A 17193-nucleotide genomic window follows, 5' to 3' on the forward strand; every position below is an offset into this window, starting at 1 on the left:
CCGTTGCGGGCTTTGGGTATCGAGCGGGCGATGCTTCCGCTGGTTCCTGCGGTTGAGAACTCTATTGCTCCTTCGGGGGCCGCATCTGTTGCGGTGCGGGGCAAGGAGCTCGCTGCGCCGCTTTCGGGTCTTGAACTTGCGGTGCCGTTGCGGGCTTTGGGTATCGAGCGGGCGATGCTTCCGCTGGTTCCTGCGGTTGAGAACTCTATTGCTCCTTCGGGGGCCGCATCTGTTGCGGTGCCGGGCAAGGAGCTTTCTGAGCCGCTGACAGTTTCAGGTCCTGAGTTCGCGGTTCCGCTGCGGGCCATGGGTGTCGAGTGGTCGGCGCTCCCAGTGATCCCCGCGGTCGAGAATCTCATCGGTGTCTCCGGGGTCGCGCCTGTCGAGATCCGCGGGCAGGAACTTTCGATCCCGCTGGCGCTTCCGGGTGCGGAAATCTCGATACCCATCGGGGTGCTCGGGTTGGAGCGGCCGGCTCCGCTCGCGATACCCGGTGCGGAACGGGACGGGCCGCATGCGGCTCCAGGAGTGAAACGCTCACTGCCCTTCGCTATTCCGTGGGGCGAACGTTCCGCCCCGCCGGTGCCCACCGAGGTGCCCGGCGCTGAGCTTCCGGCGACGATTCCGGGAACCGGGATTACGGTCCCCGCAGACATGTTCCGCAGCGAACTCGCATTCCTCAGCGGTGTTCTCGGCATCAAGCCACCTCCCACGACAACCGCGCCCGCGGTGTCGCCGGAACGCACGCACGGCGCGATCGCCGTCGAGGCAGCACGCGGCAAGGTCGGCACCGACTACAGCATGGGCGCGACGGGGCCGGATGCCTTCGACTGCTCCGGGTTGGTGCAGTGGTCGTACCGGCAGGCCGGGGTGAAGGTGCCGCGCACCAGCTATGAGCAGCTTTCCTCGGGCACCCCGGTTTCCCGGGACGAGTTGGAGCCCGGTGACGTGGTGTCCTTCTACGACGGCAGCCACTCGGCCCTCTATGCCGGTGACGGCAAGGTCATCCACGCATCCACCTATGGGACCGGTGTGATCATGTCGCCGATGTCCTCGATGCCCTACGCAGGTGCCCGTCGGTACTGACGCTGAACCAATGAGCTGAGGTTGACCGGTCTGTCGGCGGCCGAGCAGAGGGTGTCGCCGTCGGGCCGATCCGAAGGGGCCGGTTCCATCGAAGGCAGCATAGTTCTATTATCTGCGTATGAATGCAGATAGTGAGCCGCTGCGACCATCGATCGCGGAGGACCAGGTCCGTCTTGTCGTCGAGGTCTTCCGCATGCTGGCCGATTCGACCCGCGTACAGATCCTGTGGGCGTTGGTCGACCGGGAACTCTCGGTCAACGATCTGGCCGATCACATCGGCAAACCCGGCCCCTCGGTATCGCAACACCTGGCCAAGCTGCGCATGGCTCGGCTGGTTCGGACCCGCCGTGCCGGAACCACCATCTTCTACAGCCTGGAGAACGAACACGTCCGCCAGTTGGTCGTGGATGCGGTGTACAACGCCGAACACGCGGGCCCCGGCGTACCCGCGCATCACCGCGGCGCTGGTTCCGTACGCGAACTGCCTGCTCGCGATCAGGCGGTGGCGGAATGAGTCACGAACGCAATCCCGAACGCTGGCAAAGCATTTCGCGCCGTTACCACCACGGGCAAGCGCAGGGCGCGGACGGCGACCACGGGAATGTGCACGGTACCGGTGATGACCACGACCATGCGCAGGGTGCGGACCGTGGACACACGCAGGACGCGGACCGCGACCACGGGAATGCGCAGGGTGCGGGCGGTGATCGCGGACAGCCGCAGAGTGTGGACCGTGGGCACGCGCGGGGTGCGGACAGTGATCACGGGGATGCGCACGGTATCGGTGATGACCGAGGGCGTGCGCAGGGTTCGGGCGATGATCGCGGGAATGTGGAGAGTGTGGACCGTGGGCGCGGGCACGGTGCGGGCGGTGATCACGGGAATGCGCGCGGTACCGGTGATGACCACGACCATGCCGACGGTGCGGACCGCGACCACGGGAATGCGCAGGGTGCGGGCCATGGTCATGACCACACCCACGGGGCGCATCGTGACCACGACCATCCGGGTGGATTGCGGGGTGCGCTGCGCGAGATCTTCGTGCCGCACAGTCACGATGCCGCCGACAGTGTCGACGATGCGTTGGAGTCCAGTGCTGTCGGAATTCGGGCGGTGAAGATCAGCCTGGCGGTGCTCGGGCTGACCGCGGTGCTGCAGGTGTTGATCGTGGTGGTTTCCGGTTCGGTTGCGTTGGCGGCGGACACTATTCACAACTTCTCCGATGCGCTGACTGCCGTGCCGCTGTGGATCGCGTTCGCGCTCGGTCGGCGGGCGGCGACGCGGCGGTATACCTATGGGTTCGGGCGGGCCGAGGATCTGGCCGGGTTGTTCGTGGTCGGGATGATCACGTTGTCCGCGATCATCGCCGGGTACGAGGCGGTGCGCAGGCTGATCGAGCCGGTGCAGATCCAGCATCTGAGTTGGGTTGCGGCGGCGGGGCTCATCGGGTTTGTCGGCAACGAGACCGTTGCGCTGTATCGGATCAGAGTGGGGCGTCGGATCGGCTCGGCGGCGCTGGTGGCCGATGGATTGCATGCGCGGACAGATGGATTCACCTCTTTGGCGGTGTTGGTCGGTGCGGGCGGTGTCGCGCTCGGCTTTCCGCTCGCCGATCCGCTTGTCGGACTACTGATTACGGTCGCGATCCTGGCGGTATTGCGCACAGCCGCGCGAGATGTGTTCCGCCGCTTGATGGATGGCGTCGAGCCCGCCCTGGTGAGTACCGCGGAGCGGGCGTTGGTCGCCGAACCCGGTGTGCTCGGCGTGCGCAGCCTTCGGATGCGCTGGATCGGCCACCGCCTGCACGCGGATGTCGAACTGGATGTCGCTCCGACCATCACCTTGGCCGACGCCCACCGCCTGGCGCACGGTGCCGAGCACACCCTCACCCATGCCGTGCCCAAACTCGACACCGTCCTCGTTCACGCCTACCCCGCTCACTCCGCGGTCTGACAGGCCGTCGAGCGTAAGTCGGATGGCGGCTCTCAGTGAATCCGCCGTGCTTGAACCCAAACCCCTGGGGACCGCCTTTCGACTCGCCTCGCGAGATCGCGGCCGGGTGGACAAACTGAGGGCGCCTGCCTGCTGATGTATCGGCGATGGGGGCCGCTGGGGCGTCCTACTCTTGGGTAGCATCCCCGGTGTGATGTGGCTCATGGTCGGCAGGCCGCCGTAGCCACCGAAGAAAAGGAGTACCGATGTTGAGCACCATGCAGGACGAGCCGTTGTCGCTGGCGACGTTGCTGCGCTACGCATCGACGTTCATGGGCGATTCCACCGTCTCGACCTGGACCGGCACCGGCGTACGCACCATGACCTACCGCGAGCTCGGAACCGAATCGGCTCGCCTGGCAAATGCGTTGCGCGGCTTGGGGATTGGTGACGGCGATCGGGTCGGCACCTTCATGTGGAACAACAACGAGCATATGGTCGCCTATATCGCGGTACCCGCGATGGGCGCGGTGCTGCACGCGCTCAATATCCGGCTCTTCCCGGAGCAACTCGTCTTCGTTGCCAATCACGCCGAGGATCAGGTGGTGATCGTCGACGGCACGCTGGTGCCGATGTTCGCCCAGTACCTGCCCAATCTGAAGACCGTCCGCCACGTCATCGTGGCCAATGGCGATGCCGCCGCGCTGCAGGCCCCCGAGGGCGTCCAGGTGCACTCCTACACCGAATTGCTGGCCGCGCAGCCGGATACCTTCGACTACCCGGTGATCGATGAGCGATCCGCCGCCGCAATGTGCTACACCTCCGGCACCACCGGCGACCCCAAGGGTGTGGTGTATTCGCACCGCTCCAACTGGTTGCACGCCATGCAGGTGTGCCAGCCGACCAGCATGGGCTTCTCCAACCGCGACTATGTGCTCGCCATCGTCCCACTGTTCCATGCCAATGCCTGGGGTCTGCCCTATGCGGCGCTGATGTCGGGTGCGAATGTCCTCATGCCCGACCGCTTCCTGCAGCCCGGTCCGCTGCTGGAGCTGATGGCTGTCGAGAAGCCGACCTTCGCCGCCGCGGTTCCGACCATCTGGGGCGGCGTACTCGCCGGACTGGCCGCCAAGCCGCAGGACATCTCGCATCTGCGTTCGGTGGTCGTCGGCGGTTCGGCGGTGCCGCCGTCGATGATGCGCGCCTTCGAGGAAAAGCATGGCGTTCGCATCCTGCACGCCTGGGGAATGACCGAGACCTCCCCCCTCGGCAGTGTCGCGCATCCGCCCGCCGGGGTGACCGGCGAGGACGAATGGGAGTACCGCTTCACCCAGGGCCGTTTCCCGGCGAGCGTGCAGGCCCGCTTGGTCGGCGATGACGGCCGCGTGGTCCCCAATGACGGTGAGTCGCTGGGCGAGTTGGAAGTTCGCGGTCCCTGGATTACCGGGTCGTACTACTCGCCGGATGGTGCGGTGATCGATCCCGATAAGTTCGACAATGGCTGGCTGCGCACCGGCGATGTCGGCAAGATCAGCCCGGACGGCTATCTCACCCTGGTCGATCGCTCGAAGGATGTCATCAAGTCCGGCGGCGAATGGATCTCCTCGGTCGATCTGGAGAACGCGGTCATGGGGCACCCGGCCGTCGCCGAGGCCGCGGTTATCGGTGTGCCGGACGAGAAGTGGGACGAGCGCCCGCTCGTCGCGATCGTGCTCGCCGAGGGGGCCGAGACCAAACCGGAGGAACTGCGCGACTTCCTCGCCGACAAATTCGCCAAATGGCAACTGCCGGAACGGTGGACCTTCATTGCTGAGGTCCCCAAGACCAGCGTCGGCAAATTCGACAAGAAGCGCCTGCGCGCCCAGTACGCCGACGGTGACCTGACCGTCACCACACTGTCCTAGAACGCCGAACCCGCGTCACCACTTCAGCATCGGCAGTGGTGACGTGGGGTGCGTCCGGATTCGTTCAGCGGCCAGTCGGACCAACCGGCGGTGGAAGCCCTTGTCGGGGTACCGCTTCGCCAGTTCGCGGTAGGCGGAGCGAGGTATCCCGAAGCGGCCGAGCAGGCCGTATTCGACGTCGATCGCATCGGCTCGGCGGAAGATCTCGATCGGGTCGGTGGCTGGACCCGCGGATCGAATTTTGTGGTGCTCGTCGATCATCGCGACGACCAGATCGGCCAAGTCGGGGCGGTCGATCTGGTCGAGCCATTGCAGTGCCAGGTCGGCGGAGGGAGCCAGGTAGTCGAAGGTGCCCGCGGTCCAGATCCCCAGATCGTGAAACGCCGCGGCAGTACGGAACTCCTCGCGAGTGCTCGGCAAGCTGCCCGCGCCACTGTCCAACAGATCGCATAGCTCCAGCACCCGCAGCACATGGTTGGTGTACGCACCGCGATCGGAGCCGAGTTGCGGCAGCCAGGGATGCAGCCGCCGATCGATCTCGTCGCGAAGATCGTTGCCGCTCATGCCAGTTCACACTACGCGTGATATCAGGTACGACGCTCTCCCGCTTCGGGGATTGAGAAGTCGATCTCGCCCGGTGTGACCATCTCGCGCATTCGCGCGACAGCAGCCGCTCGCCGAGGCGATCGATGATTTCGTGTAGGGCTGCGTTGACGGTGTTCCAACTGGTAGAGGCGCCCACGTACCGATCTGCCCGGTTAGGGGGCATTGTCGAGATCGATCACTTGTTCGCGCCATCGTGAACCTCCCGATCGGTGATATCTATTCTCAAAACTAGATATCACCAGCCCGTGATCACGCCCGCTACGCTGCGCGCAAACGCAAAGCCGACGCGGCCGATATCTCGACCGCGCCGACTTTGGCGGCCTCGGGACTAGTGCCCGTCCAGATAGCTTGCCGCCCACCCGCTCCGCTGCTCGCCGAGCATGGTGATGTGGCAGTCGATGCTGCGTTCGATGGCCCCTCCGAGCCAAGGCTCGATACGGCAGAAGCTATCTGGACTGGGGGACTAGCAGTTGCGGAGTTCCGGGCTCTGATTGAGCAGTTGGGCGCGAGTCCCAATGAAGGTGGAGTAGGTTTCGCCGCCGACGGCGGCGATTGGGAAGGCCGCTACGCGGTGGCAGTTCTGGAAGGCGAGCTTCACCTTGAAATGGCGTTCCAGGCCGCCGCGGATGGCATCGGAGGCCATGGCGCGCAGGAGTTGTCCGCGGGCCGCCTCGTCGGGTGGTGGAACGACATTGTCGGCGAATTCGGCTGTGCCGGAATGCAGCTCACGTGCCACCCGGCTGACGACCTCCCAGGCGTAGGGGAGGGAGACCCGCACGACCTCGACGAAGTCGGCGTCGTCGACCTCGCCGCGTTCGGCGCGTTCGAGTAGGGCGGTTGGAACATCGAGGGACATAGCGCTCTCCTGACCTGGATGGCTGTTGCGATGCCCCTCGATTCTAAACGGAAACTGTTGTCAACAAGACTGGATTCGTCCCGAAAGTGCTGTGGTCAGCGCGGTTTTCGCATCTGCGGCCAAGGTGCGGACCAGTTCACCAGCCGGTAGCTCGGGTGCCAGCGTGTAGGTCTGGCCAGCCCACATGTTCACATCGTCCGGATTGCTCGCTGTTCGTGCGGCGGCCCGCAATGGCGCTGTGGCGTAATGGATTTCCGGATATGCGACCGGTGCCGTCGCGGAATGTTCGTCCATGAACCGATTGCGCAGCCCACGCGCCCGGCGACCGGTGAAGGCGCGGGTCAGCATGGTGGGAGTGTCGGCGCCGAGCGCCGCGCGGTGCACGGGATTGGTGCCCGCCTCCGGCGAGCGCAGGAAGACGGTGCCTAGCTGCACGCCCGCCGCACCGGCCGTGAGCGCCGCCGCGATCCCGGCACCGGTGGTGATGCCGCCGGTGGCCACGATCGGCAGGTCGACGGTCGCGCGCAGAATCTGCAGCAGCGCGAGCAAGGTGAGCGGATCGGTGGCGTCATCGGCGACGCGATCGATGAAGGTGGCGCGATGCCCGCCCGCCTCCGCGCCCTGGGCGACCAGCACATCGGCCCCCGCCGCGACCGCGATGCGGCCCTCGGCGGCCGAGGTGACCGTCACCCACACTTCCGAACCGACCTCGTGCAACCGCGCGACCTCGTCGGCGCTCGGGCAGCCGAAGGTGAAGGTGACCACCGCGACCGGCGCCTTGATGAGCAGCTCCAGCTTGGCGTCCCAATCGTCGGTGTCGTACTTCGGCGTGCCGACCTCGTGGGTGTGGCCCAATTCGGCGAGGTAATCGGCGAAATCCGCGGGCGTGGTGGCGGAGCCCGGGGTGAAGAGGTTCACGCCGAACGGCGCGGTGGTCAGTTCTCGGGTGGCCGCGAGTCGCGCCGCGGTATCGGTCGCGGTCAGGTATCCGGCGGCCAGCAGGCCGAGCCCGCCCGCCGCGGAGACCGCCGCCGTCAACTCCGGCGTTGATGGCCCGCCCGCCATCGGCGCAAGCACGATCGGAACGCTCAACTCGTTGAGGATCACCGGTCCATTGTGGCGTATCGGTCACGGCATCGTGATACCGGCCCAGGCGTCTGACCAGGCCCTAAACGGCGACTTTTGCCGAGAAGGTTGCGAAATGGTCACGGCGGGGTAGAGTTCCCGTCACAACGGATGCCGAAACGTTACAAACTTTCCGAAGCCGTTGAGCAACTGTAGGTCGAGCGCTAGGACCAGCTTTGTCGCAGCATCGGGTAGGCCCCAGTTCCATAACCGTCATGAGCCTCATCGGCGACGGCGTTGCGGGTCGGCCGACGCGGCATCGCGCCGGGCCGTCGACCAGCGACAGGGTGAAGGTCGCGGCCGGTGTCGCCGTCGCAGCCGGCGCCCTCATCGGCACCGCAGCCCAGGTCGCGCCTGCAATTGCCGCCCCACTCCTGCCGGGTGCGCACGACGGGGACGAGGAAGCCGCCGCGCCCATCACGTTCAAGGGCACGGCCGAGTTACCCGTCGAAGAGGTCAAGGCCGCTGCCCCGGTCGCTGAAGCCGCGCAGGCCCTCGCCACTCCGGTGGCCGCGCCGATCGCGGACCCCGTCCCCACTCCGTTCGGTATCAGCAATCTGCCGCCGGAGATCGCGGGCCCGCTCGCCCAGGTCGAACAGGTCCTCAAGGGCGCGCAGCAGCAGTTCACCCCGGCACCCGCGGTGCGTCCGGTGGCCGGTGAGATCAGCTCCGGATTCGGTTCCCGCTGGGGCGAATTCCACTACGGCCTCGACTTCGCCGATCAGCTCGGCGCGCCGATCCACTCGGTGAGCAGCGGCACCGTCATCGAGGCGGGCCCGGCTTCCGGCTTCGGCCTGTGGGTGCGGGTCCAGCAGGACGACGGCACCATCGCGGTCTACGGCCACGTCAATGAGATGTTCGTGCATGCCGGGCAGCGGGTGAATGCGGGCGATGTCATCGCCACCGTCGGCAACCGCGGCAATTCGACCGGACCGCATCTGCACCTGGAGATCTGGGATCAGGGCGGCAACAAGGTCGACCCGATGCCGTACTTGGCGGCCAAGGGTGTGCCGCTGCAGTGGGGCCCGTCGGCGCACTGATTTTCTTGTCCGGCTTGATATTCCGACGATCACAACGGCCCCGTGGGGACCGTACGGTCGTTAGGCTCGCTTTGTGACTGCGCTGGGCGATATCTTCGAGCCTGGATCACCGCATGGGCGAACCTACGCCGTGCTGGTGCATCATCCGCGATCCAGCCTGGGCGAGGTCGCCGAATATCTGGGCGTCTCGAAGGAGACCGCCGCCGCATCGCTGGAGGTATTGACCGACCTGCAGGCCGCGGTCAGTCAACTCTCCGCCGACGGCGAGGCCATCTGGGACGCGCACGCCCCCGAATCGCTATCGGAGGCCGAGGCGCGGCGCAGGCAGCACGAGATCAACCAGATGCACGCCGCGGCTGCGCGACTGAGCGAGACGTTCCGCTCGGTGCGCCGCTCACCGCGCACCAATGGCGCGATCGTGCCGGTTTTCGAACGCCTGGAAATGCTCGCGGATTTCGAGCAGGTCCAGACCTCGGCCCGCCACACGGTCAAGGTGATCGAACGCGGTCCCTATCTCAGCGATCCGGAACGCGAGCGACAACTGTTCCTGCTCAAGCGCTCTCGGATCGGTGACGGCATCCGCTACCAGACGCTATATCAGGATACTATTTACCAGGATGCCGAAAGGTTGCGGCACGCGTTGTCCACCAATGCCAGTGGGGCGCAGGCGCGCACCCTGCCCGAGCCGCCGTTCAAGCTGATCATCAGCGATGACGAGCGGGCGAGCCTGGTGTTGCACGCGGATGAGCGCCGCCCGGATCCGATGGGTTTGCGCATTACCGGATCGCCCGGATTGCGGTTGCTGGTGAAGACTTTCGATGTGCTGTGGTCGCTGGCGGCGCCGATTTCGGTGAATCCGGCCGCCGACGAACTCGACGAGCGGGATAAAGCGATTCTGACCCTGATGGGCCTGGGTGCGACCGATGACACCATCGCGCGCCGACTCGGCATGTCCCGTCGAACCGTGGTCCGGCGCACCGCGCGGCTGCTGGAGCGGCTCGGTGCGAGCACCCGGTTCCAGGCGGGCGTGCAGGCGACCAGGCGCGGATGGCTGTAGCGCTGGCAAGTGAACGCTCGAGTGGACAACATGGGACGAATGCTGAACGATCAATGTCCCGGGAAGTTTGAGGGCTTGTGTCACAACGGATTCGGAGCTAGCGCCATGCACTTCGTGTTCGCGGACAGTTAGCTCTCATCGCTACGGTTACCCGATTGCATTGCGCAGGAAGCGAATGCGGCGGCGGAATTCCGCGTGCGGCAGATCGCCTCTGGCGTATGTTAGATGTGAAAGGTTAATGGTTGAGAATGGATAGAGCGAGTCGATCTGTTCGGACCAACCGTCGGCGCCGTGCCAGCGCCCCACTCTTCGGACAGCTGCTCACCGCGGCCGTCGAATCCGCCGCCGATGCGGTGGCGGTTCGCTTCAACCCGACCGGCGATCCAGCCGACCAGCGTGAGTTGACCTATCGCGAATTCGACGAGGCGTCTTCGCGGCTGGCCTGGGAACTGATTGCGCGGGGCATCGGACCCGGTGACATTGTCGCTACCGCGCTGGCCCGCTCGGTCGAGTCCGTGCTCGCGGTATGGGCGATCGCGAAGACGGGTGCGGCCTATGTCCCGGTCGATCCGGCCTATCCCCCGGAGCGAATCGCGCACATGGTCGCGGACTCCGGCGCTGCGCTCGGTCTGACCACTGCGGCGCATCGCGCGGCGCTGGGCACATCAGTTGATTGGGTCGAGCTCGATGATCCCGTTGTGGCCGAGCGGGTTGCCGCACAGCCGCAGCGGCCGGTTTCCTATGCCGATCGGGTGCGGCGTTTGGACGAGCGGCATCCGGCCTATGTCATCTACACCTCCGGTTCCACCGGGCGACCGAAGGGCGTCGTGGTGACGCACGCCGGGTTGGCCGGGTTGGCCGCGATCGGTCAGCGGTATGCGCTGAACGACGATTCGCGGGTGACGCATCTGAGTTCGCCGAGCTTCGACTTCTCGCTGATGGAGCTACTTTTCACGTTCTCGGCGGGTGCGACGCTGGTGATCGCGCCGCCGACGGTATTCGGCGGTGCCGAACTCGCGGATCTGCTGCGCCGGGAACGGGTCACCCATCTGCTGATCACTCCGGGTGCGCTGGGATCGGTCGATCCGGCCGGACTGGACGAACTGCGGGTCGTGGTCACCGGTGGCGACAAGCTCGGCGCCGAACTCGTCGAGCGCTGGGCGCGGGACGGGCGGGCCGTTTTCAATGCCTATGGCCCGACCGAGGTCACTGTCATGGTCACGACCGGTCAGATGGAACCCGGCACACCGGTCACGCTCGGCGGCACCGTCGCCGGGGTCGGGGCCTTTGTGCTCGATTCGCGCTTGCGGCCGGTGCCATCGGGAGTCGTCGGCGAGCTGTATCTGGGCGGACCCGCGCTCGCACAGGGCTATCTCGGACGTCCCGAGCTGACCGCGCAACGGTTCGTGGCCAGTCCGTTCGGCGCGGAAGCCGGTGCGCCGGGTGCGCGACTGTACCGGACTGGAGATCTGGTGCGGCGCAATGAAACCGGTGTGCTCGAGTACCTGGGCCGGTCCGATTTCCAGGTGAAGATTCGCGGTCTGCGCATCGAACTCGGGGAGATCGATAACGCGCTCACCACGCATCCGGATGTGGATTTCGCGGCCACGCTCGGCAAGACATTGCCTTCTGGGACGACCGCGCTCGTCTCCTATGTGCTGCCCCGCACCGATGCCATCGTGGATACCGCCGAGCTCGTGGCCACGCTGGAGCGAAAGCTGCCGAAGTACATGGTGCCCACGGCCATTGTGGTACTCGACGAACTACCGCTTACGCCGGTGGGCAAGCTGGACCGCGCCGCGCTGCCCGATCCGGTTTTCGAGGCGCGGGAGTTCCGTGCGCCGTCCACACGAGAAGAGCAGGTTGTTGCCGAGGTGTACGCGGAGCTATTGCGTGCCGACGGTGTGGAAGTCGGTGTTGATAACAACTTCTTCGAAGTCGGTGTTGATGACGACTTCTTCGAACTCGGCGGCAACTCGCTGCTGGCCGCGCAGGCCGCCGCGCGCATCGGTACCGCGCTGGGCACCCGGGTGCCGGTGCAGTTGGTATTCGAGGCACCCGGAGTCGCCGAACTCGCGCAGCGCGTGACAGTACTTGCGGCGGCCGGACATACTTTGCGCGCGCAACCGCGCCCGGATCGGATTCCGCTCTCCTACGCACAGCAGCGCATGTGGTTCCTGAACCGCTTCGATCCGACCAGCGGTGTCAACAACATTCCGCTGGCGGTGCGCTTGTCCGGGGTGCTCGATGTCGAGGCGCTGCGTGCGGCGGCGCGCGATCTGGTGGCGCGCCACGAGGTACTGCGTACGGTGTATCCGGAGATCGATGGCGCGGGGATGCAGGTCGTCTTGCCGATCGATGATGCTCGCGCGGTGCCGGAGCTCGAGGTGGTGTCCGCGAGCGCGGCCGAGTTGCCCGAGCTGGTCATCAGCGCCGCCGTCGCGGGTTTCGATGTCGCCGTCGCGCCGCCGATCCGGCTGCGCGTGGTAAAGCTGGGTGAGACCGAGCAGGTGCTGGTGTGCGTGGTGCACCACATCGCGGCCGACGGTTTCTCCATGGGGCCGCTGGCGCGGGATCTGATGTCCGCCTATTCGACTCGGGTGCGCGGTGCCGGGCCGCAGTGGCAGCAGCTCGACGTGCAGTACGCCGATTATGCGATCTGGCAGCGTGCGATGCTCGGCGCGGAGGACGACGCGGAATCGCTGCTGGCGCAGCAGATCGCCTTCTGGCGCACCGAATTGGCCGGACTGCCCGAGCAATTGGCGCTACCCACCGATCGGCCGCGTCCGGCGGTGCTGTCCAGTAGCGGCGCCGTCTTCGCTTTCGAGATCGACGCCGAGGTGCATACCGCGCTCGAACGGATTGCCCGCGAGCATCATTCGACGCTATTCATGGTGGTGCACGCGGTGCTCGCGGTGCTGCTGTCCCGACTGGCGGCAACCACCGATGTCGCCATCGGAACCCCTGTTGCCGGTCGTGGGGATGCCGCACTCGACAATGTCATCGGAATGTTCGTCAATACGCTGGTGCTACGCGGCGAGGTCGACCCCGAACTATCGTTCGACGATTTGCTGCGTAACTTCCGGCGCGCCGATGTGGCGGCCTTCGGACATGCGGATGTGCCGTTCGAGCGATTGGTCGAGCTGCTCGACCCGGTGCGTTCGATGGCCCGGCATCCGCTGTTCCAGGTGATGCTGACGTTCCAGAACATGGAGCGGCCCGAGCTGGAGTTGCCCGGCCTCACCGTTTCCGGCATCGATCTGGGTGTGGTGCAGGCGAAGTTCGATCTCGAGCTGACCGTCGTGCCGCGCGAGGACCATGGTGCGGCGAACGGTCTTGCGGCATCGTTCACCTATGCCACCGACCTTTTCGACGAAGCTACGGTGGCCGGGTTCGCTCAGCGCCTGAATCGGGTGCTGGCGGCGGTGGCCGAGGATCCGCACCGGGTGGTTGGGGAAATCGAACTGCTCGCGCCCGCCGAGCGGCAGCGGATGCTGCGGGACTGGAACGACACCGCGCACCCGGTCGTCCCGGAACTGCTGCTCGACGGATATCGCCGTGCCGTGCAGGCACATCCGGATGCGATCGCGGTGGCCTACGAGGGGATCGAGCTCACCTATCGCGAATTCGATGAGCGGGTCAATCGGCTCGCACGGCTGTTGATCCAGCGGGGCGTAGGTGCGGAAGCACTAGTGGGACTGGCGGTTCGGCGTTCGATCGACCTGGTGGTCGGCATGTATGCGATCGTCACGGCCGGTGGTGCGTATGTGCCGTTGGATCCGGACCATCCGGCGGAGCGGATAGCGCATATTCTCGATACCGCCGCACCCGTCTGTGTGCTGACCACGACCGCGGATGTCGTCGAGGTATCGGATACGCCGCTCGTTTACCTGGATACCGGTGAGCTGACAGCATTCTCGGGCGATCCGGTGCTGCCGACGGAACTGCTGCGTCCGGTTTCGCTGGAAAATCCCGCGTACGTCATCTTCACCTCGGGTTCCACCGGCCGCCCGAAAGGTGTTGCGGTCACCCACGCGGCCATCAATAACCAGATCGAGTGGATGCTCGCGCACTACCCGCTCGGTTCCGACGATGTGTATCTGCAGAAGACCGCCACCACATTCGACGTGTCCCTGTGGGGGTACTTCGTGCCGTTGCGGGCCGGTGCGAAGTTGGTAGTGGCCACTGCCGACGGTCACCGCGATCCGGTGTATCTCGCGGAAACGATTGCCGCGCAACGTGTCACTGTCACCGACTTCGTGCCGTCCATGCTGACGGTATTCGCCGCACATCTACCTCCCGGGTCCTGCCCGACACTGCGCGATATCTTCGTGATCGGTGAGGCATTGCCGCCGGAGACGGTGACCGCGCTGGGTGCGGTATCGGATGCGGCTGTGCACAACCTGTACGGGCCGACCGAGGCGACGGTGTCGATTACCGCATGGCGCGCGTCCGCGAGCGAGCAGACCACCGTGCCGATCGGCCTGCCGCAGTGGAATTCGCAGGTCTACGTGCTGGATTCGCGATTGCGACCGGTGCCGGCGGGAGCGGTCGGTGAGCTGTATTTGGCCGGGGTGCAGCTGGCGCGCGGGTACGTCGCAAGACCGGATCTCACGGCGGATCGTTTCGTCGCCGACCCGTTCACCGCTGGGGCTCGGATGTATCGCACCGGTGACCTCGTGGTGTGGCGGGAAGATCCGCGCCGGTTGGAGTACTTGGGCCGCAGCGACTTCCAGGTGAAGTTCCGTGGTCAGCGCATCGAACTCGGCGAGATCGAGACCGCGCTACTCGCCCAACCTTCGGTCAGCCAAGCTGCGGCGCTGGTGGCGACCGGTGATCAGCTGGTCGGATATGTGGTGCCGCGGCCGGGGCAACAGGTCGAACCGCAGGAGTTTCGGGCCGCGGTGGCCGAAGTGCTTCCGGCGTATATGGTTCCGGCCGCCATTGTGGTGCTGGATGCCTTCCCGCTCAACACCAGCGGCAAACTGGATCGCAAGGCACTACCCGCGCCGACCTTCGCCGCACGCGAGTTCCGCGCCCCGATCACTGCGACAGAGGAGATCGTCGCCGCCGTCTTCGCCGAGGTGCTGGGCATCGAGCGGGTCGGCCTCGATGACGACTATTTCGCACTCGGCGGTAATTCCCTGCTGGCCACCCGGGTCGTCGCGCGTATCAACGATGCGCTCGATGCTGTATTTACCAACCCCACCGGCGGCCATTCCCCTGGTGTCGCCGTGCGCGACCTGTTCGAGACCCCGACTGTCGCCGCACTCGCCGCCGGAATCATCCCCGGTGCGGGCCGTTCCACCGCCGAGCGGGTACCGCTCACCCGAACCGAGCGCCCGGAGCTGGTGCCGCTTTCCCTTGCCCAGCAACGGATGTGGGTGCTCAATCGGATCGATCCGGAATCTCCGGCATACAATCTGCCGTTCGCGATCCGGTTGACCGGCGAGCTCGATGTCGCGGCGTTGCGACAGGCCGTCGAGGACGTGTTGGTGCGACACGAGGCGCTGCGCACCCGGTTCCCGACGGCGGGTACCGGCGGACAGGCGTATCAGGAGATTCTGCCTGCCGCCGAGGTGCTGCCCGATGGACTGGAGGTCGAGACCGTCACCGATGTGCTCGGTCGGGTCGTCGAGCTGGTGTCGGCCGGATTCGATGTGACCGAAGAGGTTCCGGTGCGGGCTCGGCTATTGGCCGACGGGGACCAGTATGTGCTCGTCGTTGTGGTGCACCACATTTCGGCCGACGGTGCCTCGCTTGCCCCATTGGCCCGTGATCTCGTGACCGCATATCTCGCCCGCGTCGGTGGTGCGGCACCCGGCTGGTCGCCACTGCCGGTGCAGTACGCGGATTTCGCGCTCTGGCAGCGCAAGGTCATCGGCACCGATGACGACGAGAACTCGGTGGCCGCAGGACAATTGGCGTACTGGCGTCAGCAGCTCGCCGGACTCTCGAACGCACCGGTGCTGCCGCTGGATCGGCAACGTCCGGTAGCGTCGTCGGGCCGCGGCGCGGCGATCGGCTGGACCATGCCGGCCGAGGTGCACGAGGGTCTGATCCGGATTGCACGCGAGCATCGATCCTCGGTGTTCATGGTGGTGCACGCGGCGCTGGCCGTGCTGCTCGCCCGGCTGTCGGGTGGTTCGGATATCGCCATCGGCACGCCGGTTGCCGGGCGTGGTCAGCGGGCGCTGGACGAGTTGGTCGGCATGTTCGTCAATACGCTGACGCTGCGCACATCGGTCGAGCGCGGCATGGCATTCGACGAGTTGGTCGAGCAGACGCGTGCGACGGATCTGGCCGCATTCGCGCATGCGGATCTGCCGTTCGAGCGGGTGGTCGAGGTGGTCTCCCCGGGGCGGCCGTTGTTCCAGGTAATGCTCGTCTTCCAGAATCTCGAACAACCGAGTCTGGAACTGCCGGGACTGACCGTCGCGGCATTGGATGCGGGCGATGTCGTCGCGAAGTTCGATTTGCAGGTGGTCGTCGAACCGCGCCTGCGGGCGGATGGGACGCCGGACGAGCTTGTCACGGTATTCACTTACGCCACAGACCTTTTCGAAGAATCGACGGTGCGCGGACTCGGACGCATGCTGGAGCGCATTCTGACCGCGGTAGTCGCCGATCCGGGCGTGCGTATCGGCGGCATCGATATTGTCGACGAGCAGGATCTGGTGCCCACCGCGACCGATGCCACGGCGACCACCGATGGCACCGAGCTGACCCACCTGCTGACCGCCGCCGTGGAGGACGATCCGGACGCACCCGCGCTGGTGTGGGGCGAGCAGGAAATGCCCTACCGAAAACTCGACGCCAAGTCGTCTCAGCTGGCCAGGGTGCTGATCGGGCGTGGATGCGGTCCGGGGGCGGGGGTGGCGATCCGGCTGGATCGCGGTGCCGACTGGGCGGTGGCCGCGTGGGCGGTACTCAAGGCGGGTGCGGCGCTGGTACTGCTGCCCGCGGAAGCTTCGATACCGGATGAGCCTTCGGTGCGGGTCGGGTTGACCATTGGTGCGGGTCCGGTTGGTGACGGCATCGAATGGCTGCGTCTCGACGATGCCGCGACCAGTGCCGAAATCTCCGCGCAGTCGCTGCGACCGGTCAACCACGCCAATCGGACCGGGGTGCTCAGCGGATCCGATCCGGCCCTCGTCATTGCCGCGACCGGGGTGCGGATGAGCTACGACGAGCTGGCCACCGCGGCCGATCGCCTGCGCCTGCGCACCGGCCTGACCTTCGAATCGCGCACCTTCCAGCACGGCAGGTCCGATTCGGCGGCGATGCTGCTCGAGCTGGTGAGCGCCGGTGCGACCGGTGCCGGACTGATCGTGGTGCCCAGGATCGTGCTACGCAGCGTCGAAGACTTGGGTGCCTCGCTCGCCGAGGGGTGGGTGACGCATCTGATCGCCGATCGGGCCACGCTGGCCGCCATCGATACCGCCCAGCTGGCGGATCTGCGGGCGGTGGTGCTCGAACAGGTCACCTCCGCCGAGGTCGTGGTGCCCGAATCGGCCGAGATAGTGCCGTTGGATGAACTGCTGCCGGTGGTGTCGAGCTGAGTACATGACGGTGCCTGGGGGGTTG

Annotated in this window: 11 protein-coding genes; 7 read left to right on the forward strand and 4 right to left on the reverse strand. The window is 66.1% G+C overall.

The window, feature by feature from the left end:
* Positions 1-1086: C40 family peptidase (locus ACIBI6_RS20470; protein ID WP_396957378.1), on the forward strand; the 1086-nt coding region annotated here is incomplete at its 5' end.
* A gap of 118 nt (positions 1087-1204) precedes the next feature.
* Positions 1205-1600 carry a metalloregulator ArsR/SmtB family transcription factor gene (locus ACIBI6_RS20475; RefSeq protein WP_364347312.1) on the forward strand — a complete coding sequence of 132 codons (396 nt, stop codon included), beginning with the start codon at positions 1205-1207 and terminating at the stop codon, positions 1598-1600.
* Here the strand turns inward: ACIBI6_RS20475 and ACIBI6_RS20480 are convergent.
* Positions 1582-2142, reverse strand: a complete 561-nt coding sequence (locus tag ACIBI6_RS20480) for a hypothetical protein (RefSeq protein WP_396957621.1) — start codon at positions 2140-2142, stop codon at positions 1582-1584. The genes ACIBI6_RS20475 and ACIBI6_RS20480 overlap by 19 nt on opposite strands.
* On the opposite strand from ACIBI6_RS20480, the gene ACIBI6_RS20485 reads away from it, so the two are divergent.
* On the forward strand, positions 2101-3039 hold the full coding sequence (locus ACIBI6_RS20485; protein WP_364347318.1) for a cation diffusion facilitator family transporter: 939 nt from the start codon (positions 2101-2103) through the stop codon (positions 3037-3039). The genes ACIBI6_RS20480 and ACIBI6_RS20485 overlap by 42 nt on opposite strands.
* 245 nt (positions 3040-3284) lie before the next feature.
* Positions 3285-4922, forward strand: a complete 1638-nt coding sequence (locus ACIBI6_RS20490) for a long-chain fatty acid--CoA ligase (RefSeq protein ID WP_396957379.1) — start codon at positions 3285-3287, stop codon at positions 4920-4922.
* A gap of 15 nt (positions 4923-4937) precedes the next feature.
* On the opposite strand, the gene ACIBI6_RS20495 is transcribed toward ACIBI6_RS20490, so the two are convergent.
* The 3 genes from ACIBI6_RS20495 to ACIBI6_RS20505 all read right to left on the reverse strand — a co-directional run bounded on the left by ACIBI6_RS20495 (position 4938) and on the right by ACIBI6_RS20505 (position 7491).
* The gene (locus ACIBI6_RS20495; protein ID WP_364347324.1) at positions 4938-5486 is read right to left on the reverse strand and encodes an HD domain-containing protein; all 549 of its coding nucleotides are present in this window, start codon (positions 5484-5486) and stop codon (positions 4938-4940) included.
* 505 nt (positions 5487-5991) lie between these two features.
* Entirely contained in the window at positions 5992-6384 is a 393-nt protein-coding gene (locus ACIBI6_RS20500; protein WP_396957380.1) for an SCO5389 family protein, read from the reverse strand.
* A 60-nt stretch (positions 6385-6444) separates the two neighbouring features.
* On the reverse strand, positions 6445-7491 hold the full coding sequence (locus ACIBI6_RS20505; protein WP_396957381.1) for a nitronate monooxygenase: 1047 nt from the start codon (positions 7489-7491) through the stop codon (positions 6445-6447).
* A gap of 233 nt (positions 7492-7724) precedes the next feature.
* Here ACIBI6_RS20505 and ACIBI6_RS20510 point away from each other — a divergent pair, with 233 nt between their 5' ends.
* The 3 genes from ACIBI6_RS20510 to ACIBI6_RS20520 all read left to right on the forward strand — a co-directional run bounded on the left by ACIBI6_RS20510 (position 7725) and on the right by ACIBI6_RS20520 (position 17168).
* The gene (locus ACIBI6_RS20510; RefSeq protein WP_364347336.1) at positions 7725-8549 is read left to right on the forward strand and encodes a M23 family metallopeptidase; all 825 of its coding nucleotides are present in this window, start codon (positions 7725-7727) and stop codon (positions 8547-8549) included.
* Positions 8550-8622: 73 nt separating this feature from the next.
* Positions 8623-9606, forward strand: a complete 984-nt coding sequence (locus ACIBI6_RS20515; protein WP_396957382.1) for a DNA-binding response regulator — start codon at positions 8623-8625, stop codon at positions 9604-9606.
* 248 nt (positions 9607-9854) lie between these two features.
* Positions 9855-17168, forward strand: a complete 7314-nt coding sequence (locus ACIBI6_RS20520; RefSeq protein ID WP_396957383.1) for an amino acid adenylation domain-containing protein — start codon at positions 9855-9857, stop codon at positions 17166-17168.
* Positions 17169-17193 lie beyond the last annotated feature (25 nt).

Source organism: Nocardia sp. NPDC050412 (genome assembly GCF_044458825.1).
In the GTDB taxonomy this organism is placed as follows: Bacteria; Actinomycetota; Actinomycetes; order Mycobacteriales; family Mycobacteriaceae; genus Nocardia.